Origin of the sequence: Pseudomonas sp. CAN1 (assembly GCF_030462585.1) — a bacterium.
Lineage (GTDB): Bacteria > Pseudomonadota > Gammaproteobacteria > Pseudomonadales > Pseudomonadaceae > Pseudomonas.
Genome location: NZ_JASMRU010000018.1, coordinates 44,890 through 64,361, shown reverse-complemented (window position 1 = coordinate 64,361; position 19,472 = coordinate 44,890). Strand labels below are relative to the sequence as shown.

The window sequence follows — 19,472 nt, the reverse complement described above, 5'->3', positions numbered from 1 at the left end:
GGTGCTCCTACAGGTTCTGCGCGGTTTCCTGGCCTGGCTGCCAGCCACCACCGAGCGACTTGTAGAGCAGCACCAGCGTAGTGGCCACCGCTTCGCGACCACGCACCTGCTGTTCCTCGGTGGCCAGCAGTTCGCGCTGGGCGCTGAGCACATTGAGGAAGTCCACTGCGCCGGCCTTGTACTGCTCGCGGGCATTGGCCAGGGCGGTGCGTCCGTGTTCGGCGGCGGTATCCAGGCTGGCCAGGCGGCGCTGGTCGGCGGCGTAGTCGGTCAGCGCGTCGTCCACTTCGCGCCAGGCGTTGAGCACGGTGCGGCGGTAGGCGATGGCCGATTCCTGCTGCTGCGCTTCGCGCAGTGCGAGCGTGCCTTTCAGGCGCCCGCCTTCGAAAATCGGCAGCGACAGGCTCGGGCCGATACCGAAGGTGCGGCTGTTCCAGTCGCCGAAGTTGGACAGCTGCAACGCCTGGAAACCGAAGCTGCCGTTGAGGCTGATGCGCGGGTAGAAGTCCGCCTTGGCCACGCCGATGCTGGCAGTGGCGGCGTGCAGCGCGGCTTCGGCGCGGCGGATGTCCGGGCGGCGCTGGGCCAGTTCCGACGGCAGGCCGACCGGCACGCCACGGGGCGGCTGCGGTACGGGTCGGGCCTGGGCGAGTTCGGCCTGCAGCGCACCGGGCGCCTCTCCGAGCAGATAGCCCAGGGCGTTGATCAGCCGCGCCTGGCGCTTCTGGCTGTCGGGAAGGCGCGCTTCGATGCTGGCGACCTGGGTCAGCGCTTCGGCCACGTCCAGTTCGGTGGCGACGCCATCGGCGCGGCGCAGGCGGGTCAGCTCCAGGCTGCGCTGGGCGATCTCCAGGTTGCTGCGGATGATGGCTTCCAGGTCCTGCTCGGCGCGCAGTTGCAGGTAGTTGCGCGCGGTCTCGGCGAGCACCGAGACCAGCACATCGCGACGGCTTTCCTCGCTGGCCTGGACGTTGGCGTCGGCGGCTTCCAGCTCGTGGCGCACACGGCCCCAGAAGTCCAGCTCCCAGGATAGGTCGAAGCCGCCGTCGAGTTGGTTGAAGCTGTCCTTGCCGGCTTTGCCGGACGGATCATTCAGGCCGACTTCGCTGTTGCGCTTGCGCTGGTAGCCCAGGTCCGCGCCGACATTGGGCACGGCATCGCCGCCCAGCGCCTGGCGGATCGCCCGGCTCTGCTGCAGGCGTGCGTCGGCTTCGCGCAGGTCGAGGTTGGCTGCGGCCACGCGGCGCTGTAGGTCGTTCAACTGCGCATCGCCTAGCAATGTCCACCACTGCGCTTCCAGCGGCGCGTTGAGCGTCTGGCTCGGCGTGTCGCCGCGTTGGGCGGACCAGTCCACCGCGTCGGCATCCTTCGGGCGCTGGAAGTCCGGGCCGACGCTGCAGGCACCGAGCGCCAGCAACGCAAGGAACAGGGGAGCGCGGACGGTATTCATTGCACGGCCACCTTCTGCTCCTTATCAGTGTGCTTATCGGTGTCGATGCGCGCGATCACCGACATGCCCACGCGCAGCCTGTCGCGCAGCGGCTGGTCGGCGTCGAGGATGATCTTCACCGGGATGCGCTGGACGATCTTGGTGAAGTTGCCGGTGGCATTGTCCGGGGCAATCGGCGCGAAGCTCAGGCCGGTGGCCGGGGCGATGCTATCGACGTGGCCGTGCAGCTTCTCGCCGGGGAAGGTATCGATGCTGATCTCGACGCGCTGGCCGGGCTGCACTTCGGTCAGTTGGGTCTCCTGGAAGTTGCCAACCACGTAAGCATCTTGCAGTGGCACCACCGCGAGCAGCGCATTGCCCGGCGTAGTGTAGGCGCCGACACGCACGGCACGGCGGCCAACCATGCCGTCGAAGGGCGCGCGAATCTCGGTGTACGACAGGTTCAGTTGCGCCTGCTGCAGTTGCGCCTGGCCGCGCTTGAGCGCGCCGAGGGCCTCGGCCTGCTGGGCCAGCAGCACATCGAGTTGCTTGCGGGCGGCGAGGGCGGCGGCCTTGTTCTTGTCCAGCACGGCCTTCGCCGAGTCGACCCGTGAACGAGCCTGTTGGGCATTCTGCAGCGTGCCGGCGCCCTGGGTTGCGAGGTGCTGGTAGCGATTCTGTTCCTGGGCAGCGAAGGTCAGCGCGGCCTGGTCGGCCTGCACCTGGGCTGCACTCTGGGCGATCACTGCCTGCTGGCGTTCGAGGTCGGCGGCAACGTGGTGATGGCGCGCCTCGGCGGCCAGCACGTCGGCTTCGGCGGCTTCCAGCGCGGCGCGGTAGTCGCGGGCGTCGATGCGCGCCAGGACCTGCCCGGCCTTCACCGACTGGTTGTCTTCCACCAGCACTTCCTCGATGAAGCCGGCTACCTTCGGCGCCACCAGGGTGAAGTCCGCATGGATATAGGCGTCGTCGGTGCTCTGCTCGCGGGTGGGGCCGAGCAGGCGCAGCAGCAGGTAGATGACGAGGACGAGAAGCAGCACGGCAACCAGGGCCAGACTGCCGCGACGGGAGCTCAGTTTCGACATGGGCAGACCTTTCATTGATTGGGAATGACAGGGCGCGGCGGGTAGACCCGCAGCGGCATCAGGGGAATCAGGACGAGCAGGGCGGCGGCCAGCCAGGACATCGCCAGCAGCGTGTCGGAGGCGGCGAGCACGCCGGCCTGGCCGCGCACCTGGCCGGCCAGGCGGCCGATGTTCTCGGCGCCGCCCAGTTGCTCCAGACGCAGGCCGAGAGCTTGCTGGGCGTTGCCCAGGTGATCGACCAGACGGTTGGAGTGGTAGTGCTCGCGCCAGGTCATCAGGATCGACACCACGGCGCTGCCGAGCACCGCCGAGAAACCGCGCACGCTGTTGAACCAGGCCGAGGCGAACGGCCCTTCGATGGGCGCGACCACGCTGGTGGCGGACATCAGCAGCGGCACGATGGCCATCGGCTGGCCGATGATCTGCAACGCCAGCAGCCAGTAGAAATTCTCCCGCGTCCACTCGCTGGTCAGCTGGCTCATGCCGAACGCCGACAGGCCGCACAGGCTGATGCCGATGGCCAGCACCCAGCGGCAATCCACCCGCGGGATGTTGCACAGCGCGGCCACCAGCGGCAGCGTGATCAGCTGCGGCAGCGCCACCAGCAGCGCCATCGGCGCCGATTGCAGCGGGCGATAGCCGTGGGCCGAGGCGAGGTAGGACGCCGGCACGCCAGCGCACGCGCCGAGCACCACCAGCACGCCGGCCAGGGTGATCAGCGAGTGGGTGAAGTTGCGCCGCTTGAGGATGTCCAGGCGGTAGAACGGCAGCGGGTGCGTCCATTCGTTGATGAAGAAGGCCACCAGCAACCCGGCGCCGCCGATCACCAGGAGGGTGACCAGGTCGGACTCGAACCAGTCCAGGCGCTCGCCCTGCAGCAGGCCCATCACCAGCATCAGGATGCCCGGCAGGCCGAGGGCCAGGCCGAGGTAATCGAATTGCTTGAGACGCTCCAGGCGCAGCGGGTCCTGCGGGATGCCCCAGGCGACGGCGGCCAGCGCCACAGCGCAGAGCGGAATGACCTGCCAGAACACCCATTGCCAGCCGACGAACTCGGTCCACAGCGCCGCCAGCGGCATGCCCAGGTTTGGCGCGAAGGTCGCGGTCAGAGCATAGGCGCCCAGGCCGTAGAGCTTGATTCCCGGCGGCAGGAAGCGCAGCGCCACGGTCATCAGCATCGGTGGCATGCAGCCCCCGGCGAAACCCTGCAGCAGGCGTAGCAGGTAGAGCGTCTCGACGTTCGGCGCGAACGGGCAAAGCAGCGCGAGCAGGGCGAAGCAGGCGATGGCGCCGAGAGTGAAGCGGCGCAGCGATACGGTCACCGAGAACCAGGGTGCGAAGGCCATGGCGGCGACCTGTGCTGCCGAGTACAGGGCGATCAGCCAGGTGCCTTCGTCGTGGCCGATGGACAGCGCGCCGCGCACGTCGGTCATGGCCAGGTCGGTGACCTTCTCGTTGAGGCCGGCACTGAGGGAGGCGATCAGCACGCCAAGCATGCCGACCACGATGCGCAGGCCGAATGGTTGGGCAGCGGGTGCGGCAGGCTTCGCGGGTTGCGGGCTGGCGGCGGAAATCGGCGCGAGCGCGGTCATGGCCGGCCTCCACGGGGATGGCCGATGCCGCCGCCGCAGGGCGGTGCTGTGCAAGGCATAGGAATCAACTCGGGTATTTGCGACCGAGTCTAGGGAAGGGCGATAGCTGTGAAAATTGAAATGATTGCAGCTAATCAGTGTGTCTGGTGCACTTATTGCTCGTTCAGCTCAGCAAACCCGAGCTCTCGCGCAATTCGATGCAGACCCGCTTCACCGTCTGCCGCAGCCAGCTGTGCGCCGGGTCGTTGTCGAAACGTGGGTGCCAGGCCTGCAGGATCACCACGGATTTCAGCGGCAGCGGGATATCGAACTGGCGCAGGGCGAAGCCGAGGCGATCCAGGCGCCACAGCGAGTGCTCGGCGATGGGCAGCACCAGGTCGGACTCCAGCAGGGCGAAGATCGAGGAGTGGAAGGTCGGCGCGGTGAGGCGGATTTCCCGGCGCAGGCCGAGGTTCGCCAGTTCCTCGTCGATCGGCCCGATGGCGCGGCCACGCCGCGACACGCTGATCTGCGGGAAGGAGGCAAAGCGTTCGGCGGTGATCTCGTCGTCGAAGATCGGATGATCGCGCCGCGCCAGGCCGACGAAGCTGGTGGTGAACAACGTCTGCGTGCGGATTTCCGGCTCCAGCGTCGAGGTGGCGCCGATGTACAGGTCGATGCGGTTCTGCCGCAGGGCTTCGTCGTCGAAGTCGGCCTCCGGCGCGATGCGCAGGCTGCAGCGCGGCGCTTCTTCCTTCATCACCGCCAGCATGCGCGAGGCGAAGCCGCCCACCAGCACGTTGTTGGAACGCAGCACGAAGCAGCGTTCGAGCTGGTCCATGCGCAGGTTTTCCTTGGCGTTGAACAGGCGCATGGCGTGTTCCACCAGGTCGCTGACTTCCTCGCGCAGTTGCAGCGCGCGCGGCGTCGGTACCAGGTTGCGGCCGGCGCGGACCATGATCGGATCGCCCACCGCCTCGCGGATGCGCGACAGCGTGCGGCTCATAGCCGGCGGGCTGAGGTGCATGCGCCGCGCAGCGCCGACCACGCTGCCTTCTTCCAGCAGGATGTTGAGGGCGACCAGCAGGTTGAGATCGGGCAGGGCCATGGCGACTCCGGAGGGTTGGCGCGGTGTCATTCATGTTCCATTGCGACGGCCCGGATGGGCAAGCGTGCGTTTCATGCAATGGTCCATTACGTTTTGCGTGCCTTTACGCTCTGCGCCCCGGCCCGAAGAATGGCGGCGGATTTTGTTTGATGAAGGAGAAAGGCATGTTCAAACGGATTCTGCTGGCCATCGACGGCGCGGCGCAGTCGCCGCGCATCATCACGACCGCCGGCGAGTTGGCGCGCTGCAATGGAGCCCAGGTGCACGTGGTCTGCGCCGTGGACCGCGCCTTCGCCATGCCGCGCCAGGACGCCCTGGAGTACCCGCCGGCCGAACAGGAGCAGCACGAAGCCCAGGCACTGGTGGATGAAGCGGTGGCGCAGTTGCAACCCAACGTTGCGACAGGTGCCGTGGTGGCGGGTGATCCGGCACGGGCGATCCTGCGCGAGGCGGAGAAGCTGGAGTGCGACCTGATCGTGATCGGCCACCGTCACCTGGGACGCATCGAACGGCTGCTGGATCCGTCGGTCGGGCAGCGGGTGATCGAGCGGTCGCCGTGTCCGGTGCTGGTCGAGGTGCGCGAGTAGGGCTGGCTCTGTGCCGTGCGGTTCGCGAGCAATAACTAGGTGTCCCCCTCGCTCCTACAGGTTGGTTCGCGCTCTTCGTAGGAGCGAGCTTGCTCGCGAACCCGTCCTTGCGCCGCGCCACGGGCCGGAAGGATTTCGCGGACAAGGTCCGCTCCTACAGTCATGGTCACGCTGTACTTCGCCGTGGCATCGCACGGCGCAGTCGGCCTTACTGATCCAACGCAAGAAAGCCGCGCAACGCCCGGCCTAGACTCCCGAACCGCCCATCCTCGCGAAAGGAGTCACCCATGCACGTGGACATCGCCATCGTCGGCGCCGGCCCCGCCGGGCTTTGCCTGGCCCGCTCGCTGTCGGGCAACGGCCTGTCGATCCTGCTGATCGACCGCCAGCCGCTGGCTGCCGTGGCCGAGCCCGCCGAGGACGGCCGGGAGATCGCGCTGACCCACGCTTCGCGCGCCGAACTGCAGCGCCTGGGAATGTGGTCGCGGATCGACCCGGAGGAAGTCTCACCGCTGCGCGATGCCCAGGTGCTCAACGGTCCGTCGCTGTTCACCCTGCGCATCGAGGCGGAGCACGCCGGCGCCGAGCAGCTGGGGTATTTCGTCTCTAACCAGATGATCCGCCGCGCCGCCTTTGACGCGGTGCATGAGTGCGCGGACGTCTCGTTGGTCTGCGGCCGCGCGCTGCGCACGCTGCAGGTGCAGCAGGATGGTGTGTCGCTGACCCTGGACGATGACAGCCGCGTCCATGCGCGCCTGCTGGTGGCGGCCGACAGCCGTTTCTCCGAGACCCGTCGCATGCTCGGTATCGGCGCGCACATGGAGGACTTCGGCAAGACCATGATGGTCTGCCGCATGGCTCACGAAAAGCCGCACCACAACGTCGCCTGGGAATGGTTCGGCTACGGCCAGACCCTGGCGCTGCTGCCGATCAATGGCGACCGCTCCTCGGTGGTGCTGACCCTGCCGCAGCGTGAGATGGCGCCGCTGCTGGAGCTGGACGAGAAGGCCTTCGCCCAGGAGATGGAACGTCGCTTCGACCGCCGCCTGGGCGGCATGCAGCTGCTTGGCCCGCGCCACAGCTACCCGTTGGTGGGCGTGTACTCGGACCGCTTCGTCGGCCCGCGCAGTGCGCTGATCGGCGATGCTGCCGTCGGCATGCACCCGGTCACCGCCCACGGCTTCAACTTCGGCCTGCAGAGCCAGCGTCGGCTGGCCAGTGAAATCCTCGCGACCCATCGCCGTGGCGGCGATATCGGCGGCACCTGGCCGCTGCGCCGCTACGCCATGGCCCACCGCCTGGCGACCTGGCCGCTGTACCAGGCCACCCGGCTGATCGTCGGCATGTACACCGACCCGCGCCCGCCGGTACGCCTGCTGCGCAACGCCGGCCTGCGCCTGGCGCAGAACCTGCCGCCGCTGCGCACGGCGATTGCCCGGCACCTGACCCAAGGGGCCTGATAGCTGGCTCTGTCTCCAGCGTAGGGCGGATAACCCGGAAGGGGTTATCCGCCCTACGGGGCTTGCCCTGGAGCGCAAAAGCGTTCGCGAGCAAGCTCGCTCCTACAGTCATCGAGCCGCCCGGTGCGCTTTCCGTAGGACCGAGTGGGACGCCCAGTCCTTGCTCGCGAACCGCATGGCACGAAGTCTCCCAACATAAGCAAGCGTCGGCGCGAGAGCGTGGTCATCGCGGACGGAGTCCGCTCCTACGCAAGTTCTGGCACCGCGCTTACCGGTCACGTAGGAGCGGACTCCGTCCGCGATCGCTATCCGGGCACGCCGAACCTTGATCGGAACTGCCTCAACGCCAGGTGCGACAACCCGCCCCTGAGCAGGCGCAGGCAAGGCTGTCAGAATCCGCTGTTCACCCGTTCAGAGAATCGGGGACCTCCTGCGTGCGAATCCATAACAGAACAAATCCAGGGGGCAGCATGGCCATCACTTCCAGCGATATCTGCAACGCCGCCGACGGGCTGTCCGGCTTCGTCGGCTTCAACCTCAAGACCGGCAAGTACATCGTGCGTTTCAGCGAGGATTCCTTCGGCATGGACGTGGCCGAGGACAGCATCCGTCCCGCCTGCGAATTCGTCTGGGCGCAGAAGAATGGCGTGGTGATGACGCTGAGCCGTGAGTGCCTGCAGATTCTCGTCGAGCAGAACATCCACGACCGCCTGAACCTCAACGAAGCGCTGCTGACCTATCTGCGCCGCACCGACCTGCCGGAGATCGCCGCCGAGCGCAAGCTCAAGTAATCACAGAGCTAACCGGGTGCGTAGGAGCGGACTCCGTCCGCGATAGGTCCGCATCGCGCCGGAAGCCTATCGCGGACGGAGTCCGCTCCTACGTTCAGGTCATGCCATCAGCTCTGTCAGAGGAACATCCCGCCCGAGGCTTCCACGCRCTGGCCGTTGATCCAGCGGCCGCCGTCGGAGAGCAGGGTGGCGATCACCGCGCCGATATCGTCCGGCAGGCCGACGCGGCCCAGGGCGGTGTTGCTGGCGATCTGCTTGTTCAGTTCGGCGTTGTCGCGCACCTGGCCGCCGCCGAAGTCGGTCTCGATGGCGCCGGGGGCGAGGATGTTCACGGCGATGCCGCGCGCACCCAGTTCCTTGGCCTGGTACTTGGTCAGGGTTTCCATGGCGCCTTTCATGGTCGCGTAGGCGGCGTAGCCGGGCAGCGAGAAGCGCGTCAGGCCGCTGGAGACGTTGAGGATGCGACCGCCATCGGCGATCAGCGGCAGCAGCTTCTGGGTCAGGAAGAACGGCCCCTTGAGCTGGATGTTCATCAGCTGGTCGAACATCTCCTCGCTGGTCTCGGCAAAGCTGGCGTAGAGACCGATACCGGCATTGTTCACCAGGAAGTCGAAGTCCTGGCGGCCGAAGGTCTCGCCCAGGGTGGCGCGGATCTGCTCGGCGAAGGCGGCGAAGCGGCTGCTGTCGGCCACGTCCAGTTGCAGCATCACGGCGCGGCCGCCGTGCTGCTCGATCTCGGCGGCGACCGCGTGGGCCTCGTCAGCCTGGCTGCGGTAGGTACCGATGATGTCGACCCCGGCGGCAGCGAGGTGCAGGGCGGCGTTGCGGCCAAGGCCGCGGCTGGCGCCGGTGATGAGAGCGATCTTGCGGGTCATGGCGAAGCTCCTGTGCGGGGTCTGGAGAGCGGGTGGGATTGAGGGAAAGCTTATTGTTCGATTGGCTTGTGATAAACCGGCGTAAATCGGAAATACTGGTCGGTACTACCGAACAATGGCTGGACTGTCCGATGATCCGTCCCGACCTTCTACGCACCTTCGTCCGCGTCACCGAGCTGGCCAGCTTCACCCAGGCCGGCGAGCAGCTCGGCCTGCCGCGCTCCACCGTGTCCGAACACATCCAGGCGCTGGAGGAACTGCTCGGCACGCGCCTGCTGCAGCGCACCACCCGGCGCGTCACCGCAACCCAGGATGGCCTGGTGCTCTACGAGCGCAGCAAGGACATGCTGGCCCAGCTCGATGAGTTGCAGGGCCTGTTCCGACAGGATGATGAAGCCCTCGGCGGCCGCCTGCGGGTGGATATGCCGACGGTGATGGCGCGCAAGCTGGTGATGCCGCGCCTGGGGGAATTCCTCGCGCGGCACCCGGCGCTGGAGCTGGAGGTGAGCTGTACCGACCGCCGCGTCGACCTGGTGCGCGAGGGTTTCGACTGCGTGGTGCGGGTCGGCTCGGTGAACGATCCGTCGGTGGTGGCGCGCACCCTCGGGCAGTTCCCGCAGGTGACCTGCGCCAGCCCGGCCTATCTCGCCGAGCATGGCGTGCCGCAGTCGCTGGATGATCTCGCCGGGCACCAACTGATCCATTACGTGACGGTGCTGGGGGCGCGGCCGCCGGGTTTCGAGTACCTGCACCACGGCGAGGTGCGCTACGTGCCGATGGGTGGGGCGCTGTCGGTGAACAACGCCGAGGCCTACGAAAGCGCGGCGATGGGTGGGCTGGGGATCATCCAGGTGCCGATCCATGGCGTGCTCGATGATTTGGAAGCCGGGCGCCTGGTGGCGGTGCTGGAACACATAGCGCTGCCGCCCATGGAGATCTCCCTGCTCTACGCCCACCGCCGCCTGCCGCAGCGGGTGCGGGCGTTCATGCAGTGGCTGACGCAACTGCTGGGCGAGCCCGGTGTGCTGGGCACGCCCGTGGCCGCGAAGGCCTAGCTGGCCCAGTCGGAATTCAGGATCACTTCGCAGAAGTTGCCGCGCACGAAGTCGGCATCTTTCATCGCCAGCACGTCGGCCTTGACGTTGCCGAAGGTGGTTTCCGGCTTGCCTTTGATTCCGTCGTAGAAGGCCTGCAGGATGTCCTGCTTGAACTGCTCGCCGCGGGGGTGGGCGGCGACCACGGCGTCGCGCTGGGCGTCGGGGAACTGCGGATAGGCGATGCCCAGCACGTCCATTTCCACCCCGGCGGTGACCAGGGCGATCTCCGGCTTCATGTGCTGCGGGATGCCGGGCGTGGTGTGCAGGGCGATGGCGGTCCACACCGTGTCGATGTCGCTCTCGGCGATGCCATGGCTGCGTAGAAACTCCGCGGCGCAGTCGGCACCGTCCACTTCGAAGCGTTCGCACTGGCTGCAGTAGCGCGGCATCAGGCCCATGTCGTGGAACATCGCGCCGGCGTAGAGCAGCTCGGCGTCGAACTTCAGTTCCTTGCGCGCACCGGTCAGTGCGCCCCAGTAGTAGACGCGCGAGGAGTGGTGGAAGAGCAGCGGGGTGGCGTTGTCGCGGACCATCTCGGTGATGGCCTTGGCGAGGGCGCTGTCGGGGACTTTGACGCCGTTCAGGTCGAGGCTCATGGCGGGCTCCTGGGCTGGATCTGCAACGCGCGAAACGGGCTGCATCGCGCTCCATGCCATTGGAAATCCGCAGCGCGCGCGGGACAACGAGGGCGGGGGAGCGAATCCGGACAGCCATGCATCCTTTGCTGCCAGAGCCCGTTTCGCCAGTCGCTTCGCCTTGATGCGTCCGCCGGAAAACTTGTCGTTTTTCATCAAGAGCGGGCGCAGGCGTGCCCCTAGATTTGTCCTCGAACCGAGCCGCCGGCCACCGCGCCCGGCAAGCCAGAGAAAGCCGAGGAGAGTCGAGCATGTCGTCCATCGAGAGCCTGAAACTGCGTACTTCCATCGACGGCTGGGACCGCCAGGACCCGGAGCAGGCCTTCACCCTGCCGTCGCGCTACTTCTACGACGAGGCGCTGTTCGCCGCCGAGCGCGACAACATCTTCCTGCGCTCCTGGCATGTCGCCGGGCACCTGAGCGAGTTCGCCGAAGTCGGGCAGTTCGTGGTCTGCGACCTGTTCGACCAGAGCATCGTCATCGCCCACAGCCGTGGCGGGGAAATCCGTGCCTTCCACAACGTCTGCCAGCACCGCGGCAACCGCCTACTGGAAGAGCGTCGCGGCAACACCGGCGGCATCGTGCGCTGCGCCTACCACTCCTGGTGCTACGAGATGGACGGCTCGTTACGCAGTGCGCCGCGCTGCGAGCGGATCAAGAACTTCGACAAGGAGGAATTCGCCATCCCGCAGGTGCGCCTGGAGGAACTGGGCGGCTTCCTCTACTTCAACCTCGACCCCAAAGCGCCTTCGCTGGCCGAGCTGTTCCCCGGCGCGGATGCCGAGATGCACCGGGTATTCCCCAACCTTGCCGACATGCGCCTGATCGAGGAGGCCGACGTGATTGTGCCGGCCAACTGGAAGGTGATCATGGACAACTCCATCGAGGGCTATCACTTCAAGCTCTCCGGGCCGTGCCATATCGACCTGGCCAAGCTGATCGACTTCAAGGGCTACCGCCTGAGCAAGCGCGACAACTGGTGGACCTACATCGCTCCGGCCAACCTTGAGGCCGGCGAGGCTTACGGCGTGAAGCTGCGCAGCGACCTCAACCCCGACGAGTGCTTCTTCAACATCGGCATGTGGCCGAACAACACCTTCTACACCTTCCCGTTCTCCGAGTTCCTCGGCACTTTCATCATGCTCCCGCTGGATGCCGAGCGCTCCCTGCTGCGCTTCGGCTACTACTCGGCCAACGCGCAAACCGCCGAGGTGAGCAAGGCCTGCATGCGCTGGATGAACGAGGAGCTGGGGCCGGAAGACATCGCCCTCAACATCAGCGTGCAGAAGGGCCTGCGCTCCATGGGCTACGACCAGGGGCGCTACATGATCGACGCCGAGCGCAGCAACGAGAGCGAGCACCTGGTGCATCACTTCCACCGCCTGGTGTTCCAGGGCATCCACGGCGCACAGCTCTGAGGAATGGCGATGGACTACGACTACATCATCGTCGGCGCGGGCTCGGCCGGCTGCGTGCTGGCCAACCGCCTGGGCGCCGACCCGGCCGTGCGCATCCTGCTGCTGGAAGCGGGGCCGGCCGATAGCAGCTGGACCATCGACATGCCCTCTGCGGTGGGCATGGTGGTCGGCGGTACGCGCTTCAACTGGAGCTACAGCAGCGAGCCCGAGCCCTACCTGGACGGCCGACGCATCGCCACGCCACGTGGGCGAACACTGGGCGGGTCGTCCTCGATCAACGGCATGGTCTACATCCGTGGCCACGCCCGCGACTACGATGGCTGGGCAGCCCAGGGCTGCGAGGGTTGGGACTACCAGCGGGTGCTGCCGTACTTCATCCGCTCGGAGAACCACGCCAATGGCGCCGATGCCTACCACGGCGACACGGGGCATTTGCACGTCACGCCCGGCGACATCGACACGCCGTTGTGCGCCGCGTTCGTCGCGGCGGGCGAGGAGGCCGGGTACGCACGCAGCACCGACCTCAACGGCCATCGCCAGGAAGGCTTCGGCCCGGTGGATCGCACCACGCGTCAGGGCAGGCGCTGGAGCACTTCGCGCGGCTACCTGAGCGAGGCGCTGGGGCGCGGCAACGTCACGGTGGCGACCGACGCGCTGGCGCTGCGCATCCTCTTCGAAGGCGAGCGGGCGGTGGGCGTGGACTATGCGCAGAGCGGCCGCACGCTGACAGCGCGGGCGAAACGCGAAGTGCTGCTGACTGCCGGGGCGATCAACTCGCCGCACCTGCTGATGCTCTCGGGCGTTGGCCCGGCCGAGGAGCTGCGCGCGCTGGGCATCGCGGTGAAGCATGACCTGCCCGGCGTCGGCCGGCGACTCAACGACCACCCGGACAGCGTCGTGCAGTTCCGCTGCAAGGCACCGGTGTCGATCTATCCCTGGACCCGCGCGCCGGGCAAGTGGTGGATCGGCGCGCGCTGGTTCGCCAGCCACGACGGGCTGGCGGCGAGCAACCACTTCGAGGCGGGCGCCTTCATCCGCTCCCGCGCCGGCGTCGAGCACCCGGACCTGCAACTCACCTTCATGCCGCTGGCGGTGCAGCCGGGCAGCGTGGCGCCGGTGCCGGACCACGCCTTCCAGGTCCACATCGACCTGATGCGCCCCACCAGCCTGGGCAGCGTGACCCTGCGCAGCAGCGATGCGCGGCAGGCGCCGCGCATCCTCTTCAACTACCTGCAGAGCGAGCAGGACCGTGCCGACATGCGTGCCGGCGCGCGCCTGGTGCGCGAGCTGATGCAGCAACCGGCGATGCGCGCCTTTGCCGGCGAGGAGCTGACTCCCGGCCCGCTGGCCCGCAGCGACGCCGAGCTGGACGCCTGGGCGCGGCGGGTGACCGAAACCGGCTACCACGCCAGCGGCACCTGCAAGATGGGCCCGGCCAACGATCCCGAGGCGGTGGTCGATGCGCAGCTGCGTGTGCATGGGCTGCATGGGCTGCGTGTGGTGGATGCGTCGATCATGCCGAGCATCGTCAGCGGCAACACCAATGCGCCGACAGTGATGATCGCCGAGAAGGCCAGCGATATGATTCGGGGGCTGCCGCCACTGCAGGCGGCCAACGTCCCGGTCTGGCTGCACCCGCAATGGCACAGCCGGCAGCGCTGAGGAGTCCGCATGGCCAGTGTTTCACCGCCTTCCCGGTTTCGCCGCGAGCCCCTGCGCGTCGCGCTCCTGCTGCTGCCGTCGTTCCCCGGCCTGGGGCTGGCGGCGGTGGTGGAACCGCTGGCCATCGCCAACTGGCTGGGTGGTGAGGCGTTGTTCGAGTGGACGCTGCTGTCGCTGGATGGCAAGCCGGTGACCGCCAGCAACGGCCTGACCAGCGTGGTAAACGAGGCTATCGACCCGGAGCGCGGCTGGGACGCCTGCTTCGTCATCGCCAGCTTCGACGTGCACAAGCACGCGCGCAATCGCCCGCTGAAGAGCTGGCTGCGCCGGCAGGCGGCGTTCGGCACCACCCTGGCTGGTATCGAAACCGGCACCGAACTGCTGGCCGCTGCCGGGGTGCTCGATGGCTACCCGGCGGCGGTGCACTGGGACAACCTGCAGGGCTTCCAGGAGAGCTACCCGAAAGTCCAGGCTCGCGCGCAGCTCTACACCCTCGACCGCCAGCGCCTGACCTGCGCCGGAGCCAGCGCCATCCTCGACCTGATGCTCGGCTGGATCGGCCAGCGGGTCGATGTTGACCTGTCGCGGGAGATCGCCATGCACCTGCTGCTGGGCGAGACCCGCGAACCCGGCGCGCACCAGTTGCAGGGCCGGCAAAGCGACGCCCACGCCCATGGCGGCAAGGTACGGCGCGCCATCGCGCTGATGGAGCAGGCGCTGGAGGAACCGCTGGAGTGCGACGCCATCGCCGAGCGCGTCGGCCTCTCGCGGCGCCAGCTGGAGCGTCAGTTCAAGCAGCACACCGGGCTGTCGCCGCTCAAGTACTACATCGTCCTGCGCCTGGGCCGCGCCCACAGCCTGCTGCAGCAGACACGCCTGAGCGTCGCCCAGGTAGCGGCCAGCTCCGGGTTCGGCTCGCTGGAGCACTTCTCCCGCGCCTACCGCGCGCACTTCGGCTGCCCGCCCAGCGCCGACCGCACCCAGACCTACAGCGCCCCGGTGATGCGCCAGCCGCTGGGGCGGGATTCCTGATTACGTGTTCTCCGGCTGTCGTAGGAGCGGACTTTGTCCGCGATCGGCCCTGCCGAACGCCTGTCTCGAACGGAGCTTGGGCCAATCGATCGCGGACGGAGTCCGCTCCTACGCGCGTCTGTAACCATGGGCGCGTTTCACTCGGCAAACTCCGGCTCGCTCTCCAGCAACATCTCCCGCAACGCGGAAAAATGCCGCTCGGCAAACCCCGGATACTCCAGCCACTGGCGCATGGTCTTGCGCGCCACATCGTCGCTGGCGATACGCAGCGGGCGGCCGCTGGCCAGGGCGGTGAGGTAGACCTCGCAGGCGCGTTCGAAGTAGTACAGGTCATCGAAGGCCTGGGCCACGCTGGGCGCCGCGACCAGCAGGCCGTGGTTGCCCATCAGCAGGATCGGCTTGTCGCCGAGCAAGCGGCTGACACGCTCGGCCTCGTCGCCCAGGCCCATGCCGTCGAAGCCCTCGTCGATGGCTACGCGCTCGAAGAAGCGCATGCTGTTCTGCTCGATCGGCGGCAGGCGCGAGTCGGCCAGGCAGGCGAGGGCGGTGGCGTACTTCGAATGCACGTGGAGGATGCAACGCGCCTGCGGGTTGTTACGGTGCAATGCGCCATGCAGGGCCCAGGCGGTAATGTCCGGCGCGTCCGGGCGCTGCAGCGCATCGGGGTCGTCGGTGTGCAGGCGCAGCAGGTCGCTGGCGCGCATGCGCGAGAAATGCCGGCCGTAGGGGTTGATCAGGAAGTCCCGGCCATCGGCCGACAGCGCCAGGCTGAAGTGGTTGGCGATGGCCTCGTGCAGGTTCAGGCGCGCGGCCCAGCGGAAGGCGCAGGCGAGGTCGAGGCGGGCCTGGCGTTCCAGGCTGGCGTCCTGCAGTGAAGGGGCGAGTGTGGGCATGACGGCTCCCGGCGGATGCCCGCGCCAACGCGGCGGGGCCTGGCTTCGAGTCTAGGGCGACACATCCGGAAAACTTGACGCGCAACGACTCCCGATGCCGCCCGACCGATCGTCCGGTGCGGCGAAAAACTCCGCCTAGACTTGTCGATTCCTTCGCCGCCCAGGCGACCAGACTGCATGCCGGTCATGCCGACCGCGCGAGAATCAGGAGACTCATCATGTCCAGCCTGCAACGCGTCACTCCCTGCCTGTGGTTCGACGGCAAGGCCGAGGAGGCCGCCCAGTTCTATACCGCGATCTTCCCCAACTCGCGGATCGTGCAGACCGCCTACTACCCCGAGGCCGAGAAGGACCGTCACGGCGGCGTGCCCGGTTCGGTGCTGACGGTGGAGTTCGTGCTCGACGGCCAGACTTTCATCGCCCTCAACGGCGGGCCGACCTTCAACTTCACCGAGGCGCTGTCGCTGCAGGTGATGTGCGACAGCCAGAAGGAGATCGACCACTTCTGGGACAAGCTCGGCGCCGGCGGCCCGGAGGAGGCGCAGATCTGCGGCTGGCTGAAGGATCGCTACGGGGTGTCCTGGCAAATCTGCCCGCGCCACGTCGGCGACATGGTCGCCGACCCGGACAAGGCCAGGGCGAGCCGTACGCTGCAGGCGGTGATGGGCATGAAGAAGCTCGACATGGCCGCCATCGAACGCGCCCACGCAGGGAACTGATCGGTGCTGGCGGGCGCGCTTCGCCCGCCTATAGTTCAGAACGGGATGCGCGCGCCAGGCAGCAGGGAGGGGCGCTCGTCCATTGGCGGGGCAGTGCCCCGCAGCATGCTGCTCTCGTGGAATGGTGTGGCCGTGATTCGCGGTTGTCGGTCGGTGGATTTTCTATGGGCACGTGCCGTGTTGCATCGGAATCCATCAGCGGACAAGCGGAGACGAAGTCATGGACACACTGTTGGTGCAAGGACAGAAGGGCAAGGCGGTAGGCGAGCTGCGCAAACGTCTGGCAGCGCTGCTGGGAGCGGATGCGGCGCTCTATCCGGGGCTGGACAAGGGCAGCGAGTTCGATGCCCAGACCGGCGCGGCGGTACGCCATTGGCAGGCCGGCGTCGGGGTGATCGCCGACGGGGTGGTCGGCCCCTATTGCCTCGGCTTGCTCGGGCTGCTGCCGGCGCAGGCGGAACTGATCCCGCTGCCCAATACGCAGCTGCTGTTCCCGGCGACCAAGCCCTCCAACGTACGGCGCTATCTGCCCTACGTGACGGCGGCACTGCAGGCCGCCGGCCTCACCGACCGGCCCATGGTGCTGGCGGCGCTGGGCAGCATCCGCGCGGAAACCGAAGGCTTCGTGCCGATCTCCGAGTTCCCCTCGCAGTTCAATACCCGCCCCGGACAATCCGCCTTCAGCGCCTATGAGGGGCGCACGGACATTGGCAACACCCAGCCCGGCGATGGCGCCAAGTACCGCGGGCGCGGCTTCGTCCAGCTCACCGGGCGCGACAACTACACCACCTACGCCCAGCGCATCGGTGTCGACCTGGTGGAGCAGCCTGACCTGGCCAACGCCCCGGAAGTGGCGGCAACGTTGCTGGCGCTGTTCCTCGCCGACCGTGCCACGCGGATGCGCAAGGCGCTACCGGCGAACCTGAGCGGCAAGCCCAAGGACTTCCTCGCCGCGCGCAAGCTGGTCAATGGCGGTAGCCACGGCATCGACCGCTTCTGGAGTGTGTTCGACCTGGCCACTAAAGCCTGGCCGGCCCCGTCGGGCCGCGCCGCTGCCACGCGTGCCAAGGCCGTGCCACGCCTGAACGCCAGCAAGGACCCGCAGGACCTGCGCGACCGCGCGTACCTGCCGCCGCCGGCGAGCCTGCCGGACCTGTTCCCGAGCAACGCCGACGTCGCCCGCTACCTGGGCGAGTACAGCCAGTCCGGGCTGATCCTCGACCAGGGGCTTGAAGGCGCCTGCACCGGCTTCGGCCTGGCCTGCGTGGTCAACTACCTGCGCTGGCGCAAGGCGGGCTTCCCGCAGAGCGACTTCGAGTCGGTCAGCCCGCGCATGCTCTATGACTTCGCCCGCCGTTACGACGAGTATTCCGGCGAGGATTACGACGGCTCCAGCTGCCGCGGGGCGCTCAAGGGCTGGTTCCACCATGGCGTGTGCCTGGAAGCGGACTGGCCCTATACCGCCCAGGGCATCGTCCAGCCGAAGTTCGGCTATGCCACGCGGGCGACCCAGAACACCCTGGGCGTGTACTACCGCATCGAGGTGAAATCCATCACCGACCTGCAGGCGGCGATCCAGGAAGTGGGCGCCATCTACGTGTCCGCCTACACCCACGATGGCTGGAACCAGCTGCCCGGCACGCCTGTGCCGCGCAAGGGCGCGAAAAAGCCCGCGCGTTCGGCACCGATCACCCATGGCACGTTGCAGAAGATTCCCTTCGATGGCCCACCGTCGCAGAGCGGCGGCCACGCCTTTGCCCTGGTCGGTTTCAACACCGAGGGCTTCATCGTGCAGAACTCCTGGGGCACCACCTGGGGCAGCGGCGGTTTCGCCATCCTCAGCTACGCCGACTGGCTGGCCAACGCCATGGACGCCTGGGTCGCCGCGCTGGGTGTGCCCGGCGTGGTGCTTGGCCAACTGGCCGCTGGCAGCAAGTCCGGCGCGGCGCGGGTCGGTGGGGCGAACAAGGCGTTGTGGTGGGACGAGGCCACCGCCTACGAGCACAGCATCGTCATGGGCAACGACGGTCGGGTCAGCCGCTACCTGACCCAGGACGAACTGACCCGCACCCTGCTGTTCCAGGCCTGCACCCTGCCGGACCAGTGGCTGCGCAACCAGCCTGGTACGCCCAAGCGGCTGGTGATCTACTGCCACGGCGGCCTGAACAGCGAGGAGGCGGCCATCGACCGCGCCCGCGCCATGGGCCGGTTCTTCCTCGGCAATGGCTGCTACCCACTGTTCCTGGTGTGGAAGACCGGGCTGCTGGAGTCCATCGGCGACATCATCGCCGACCGCTTCCGCAGCGAGCCGTCCCGCGCCGGCGGCATCCGCGAGGCGCTCACCGATGCCTCCGATGCCTTGCTCGAAAGCACCGTGGGCCGCCCCATGGCGCGGCCGATCTGGAGCGAGATGAAGGAGAACGCCGAATTCTCGACCCTGCCCACCCGCGGTGGCGACCTGCTGGTGACCGCCCTGCAGAACCTGGTGACCACCTGGGGCGAGCAGCTGGAAATCCACCTGGTCGGGCACTCCGCCGGCTCCATCATCCTTGGCTGGCTGATCGACGTGATGGCTGCGCGGGGCGTCGCGGCGCGGGTGAAGTCGATCCATCTCTATGCGCCGGCCTGCACGGTGCAGTTCGCCAACCGTCACTACGCGCCCCACGACGACCTGATGAAACGCCTGTACCTGGACATCCTCTCCGACCGCGCCGAACGCGACGACAACACCGCCGCGGTGTACCGCAAGTCGCTGCTGTACCTGGTGTCCAATGCCCTGGAAGGGGACCTGCGCACGCCGATCCTCGGCCTGGCCAACGTACTCGACCCCAACTACCGTGGCTGGGACGGCTCCTCCGCCACCGGCGCGGCGCTGAGCATCTGGCGCCAGGCGCTGGCCTCGGCGGGGCTGGTGCAGGGCAAGCAGATCCAGTTGCTGGACGACCGCCAGGTGCTCACCTGCGTCAGCCCGTCGACCTCGATTGCCGTTGGTCACGGCTGCTTCGACAACGCCATCGACATCGTCAGCCGCACCCTGACCCGGATCACCGGGCAGGCGAAGTTGGCGATGCCGGTGGATGATCTGCGGGGCTACTGACAGCCCGCTTCGA

General features: G+C 67.6%; 16 protein-coding genes. 9 read left to right on the top strand and 7 right to left on the bottom strand.

All coding sequences use genetic code 11. The features are described 5' to 3' along the window. Positions 1 to 7 precede the first annotated feature (7 nt). From QO207_RS21180 to QO207_RS21165, 4 genes are all read right to left on the bottom strand, one after another. Positions 8 to 1,450: an efflux transporter outer membrane subunit gene (locus tag QO207_RS21180; protein ID WP_301534270.1), complete on the bottom strand. Its 1,443-nt coding sequence runs from the start codon at positions 1,448 to 1,450 to the stop codon at positions 8 to 10. Beyond that, positions 1,447 to 2,514: an HlyD family secretion protein gene (locus QO207_RS21175; protein ID WP_301534269.1), complete on the bottom strand. Its 1,068-nt coding sequence runs from the start codon at positions 2,512 to 2,514 to the stop codon at positions 1,447 to 1,449. The genes QO207_RS21180 and QO207_RS21175 overlap by 4 nt, the downstream gene beginning before the upstream one ends. A gap of 11 nt (positions 2,515 to 2,525) precedes the next feature. Further along, positions 2,526 to 4,106 carry an MFS transporter gene (locus tag QO207_RS21170; protein ID WP_301534268.1) on the bottom strand — a complete coding sequence of 527 codons (1,581 nt, stop codon included), beginning with the start codon at positions 4,104 to 4,106 and terminating at the stop codon, positions 2,526 to 2,528. Between the two features lie 163 nt (positions 4,107 to 4,269). Next, entirely contained in the window at positions 4,270 to 5,193 is a 924-nt protein-coding gene (locus QO207_RS21165) for a LysR family transcriptional regulator (RefSeq protein WP_253448310.1), read from the bottom strand. 164 nt (positions 5,194 to 5,357) lie between these two features. Between QO207_RS21165 and QO207_RS21160 the strand changes: the two genes are divergently transcribed. The 3 genes from QO207_RS21160 to QO207_RS21150 all read left to right on the top strand — a co-directional run bounded on the left by QO207_RS21160 (position 5,358) and on the right by QO207_RS21150 (position 8,031). Beyond that, complete coding sequence (locus tag QO207_RS21160) at positions 5,358 to 5,780, top strand: universal stress protein (protein WP_301534267.1); 423 nt, start codon at positions 5,358 to 5,360, stop codon at positions 5,778 to 5,780. 287 nt (positions 5,781 to 6,067) lie between these two features. Then, a complete protein-coding gene (gene ubiM / locus QO207_RS21155; RefSeq protein ID WP_301534266.1) occupies positions 6,068 to 7,240 on the top strand; it encodes a 5-demethoxyubiquinol-8 5-hydroxylase UbiM in 1,173 nt (390 codons plus the stop codon). Positions 7,241 to 7,710: 470 nt separating this feature from the next. After that, positions 7,711 to 8,031 (top strand): DUF2025 family protein, encoded by a 321-nt coding sequence (locus QO207_RS21150; RefSeq protein WP_301534265.1) that lies wholly within the window; start codon positions 7,711 to 7,713, stop codon positions 8,029 to 8,031. Positions 8,032 to 8,147: 116 nt separating this feature from the next. On the opposite strand, the gene QO207_RS21145 is transcribed toward QO207_RS21150, so the two are convergent. Beyond that, positions 8,148 to 8,906 carry an SDR family NAD(P)-dependent oxidoreductase gene (locus QO207_RS21145; protein WP_301534264.1) on the bottom strand — a complete coding sequence of 253 codons (759 nt, stop codon included), beginning with the start codon at positions 8,904 to 8,906 and terminating at the stop codon, positions 8,148 to 8,150. Between the two features lie 131 nt (positions 8,907 to 9,037). Between QO207_RS21145 and QO207_RS21140 the strand changes: the two genes are divergently transcribed. After that, complete coding sequence (locus QO207_RS21140; protein ID WP_301534263.1) at positions 9,038 to 9,961, top strand: LysR family transcriptional regulator; 924 nt, start codon at positions 9,038 to 9,040, stop codon at positions 9,959 to 9,961. On the opposite strand, the gene QO207_RS21135 is transcribed toward QO207_RS21140, so the two are convergent. Further along, positions 9,958 to 10,599, bottom strand: a complete 642-nt coding sequence (locus tag QO207_RS21135; RefSeq protein WP_301534262.1) for an HD domain-containing protein — start codon at positions 10,597 to 10,599, stop codon at positions 9,958 to 9,960. The genes QO207_RS21140 and QO207_RS21135 overlap by 4 nt on opposite strands. Before the next feature lie 290 nt (positions 10,600 to 10,889). On the opposite strand from QO207_RS21135, the gene QO207_RS21130 reads away from it, so the two are divergent. Genes QO207_RS21130 through QO207_RS21120 form a run of 3 tightly spaced genes read left to right on the top strand, consistent with a single transcriptional unit; the run spans position 10,890 to position 14,750 of the window. After that, positions 10,890 to 12,056, top strand: coding sequence for an aromatic ring-hydroxylating dioxygenase subunit alpha (locus QO207_RS21130; RefSeq protein WP_301534261.1), 1,167 nt, complete (start codon positions 10,890 to 10,892; stop codon positions 12,054 to 12,056). Positions 12,057 to 12,059: 3 nt separating this feature from the next. Beyond that, positions 12,060 to 13,718 (top strand): choline dehydrogenase, encoded by a 1,659-nt coding sequence (locus QO207_RS21125; protein ID WP_301534260.1) that lies wholly within the window; start codon positions 12,060 to 12,062, stop codon positions 13,716 to 13,718. A 9-nt stretch (positions 13,719 to 13,727) separates the two neighbouring features. Next, positions 13,728 to 14,750 (top strand): GlxA family transcriptional regulator, encoded by a 1,023-nt coding sequence (locus QO207_RS21120; RefSeq protein WP_301534259.1) that lies wholly within the window; start codon positions 13,728 to 13,730, stop codon positions 14,748 to 14,750. Positions 14,751 to 14,887: 137 nt separating this feature from the next. On the opposite strand, the gene QO207_RS21115 is transcribed toward QO207_RS21120, so the two are convergent. Continuing rightward, positions 14,888 to 15,643, bottom strand: coding sequence for a class II aldolase and adducin N-terminal domain-containing protein (locus tag QO207_RS21115; RefSeq protein ID WP_301534258.1), 756 nt, complete (start codon positions 15,641 to 15,643; stop codon positions 14,888 to 14,890). A 218-nt stretch (positions 15,644 to 15,861) separates the two neighbouring features. Between QO207_RS21115 and QO207_RS21110 the strand changes: the two genes are divergently transcribed. Then, complete coding sequence (locus QO207_RS21110) at positions 15,862 to 16,362, top strand: VOC family protein (protein WP_301534257.1); 501 nt, start codon at positions 15,862 to 15,864, stop codon at positions 16,360 to 16,362. A gap of 220 nt (positions 16,363 to 16,582) precedes the next feature. After that, entirely contained in the window at positions 16,583 to 19,459 is a 2,877-nt protein-coding gene (locus tag QO207_RS21105) for a C1 family peptidase (protein ID WP_301534256.1), read from the top strand. Positions 19,460 to 19,472 lie beyond the last annotated feature (13 nt).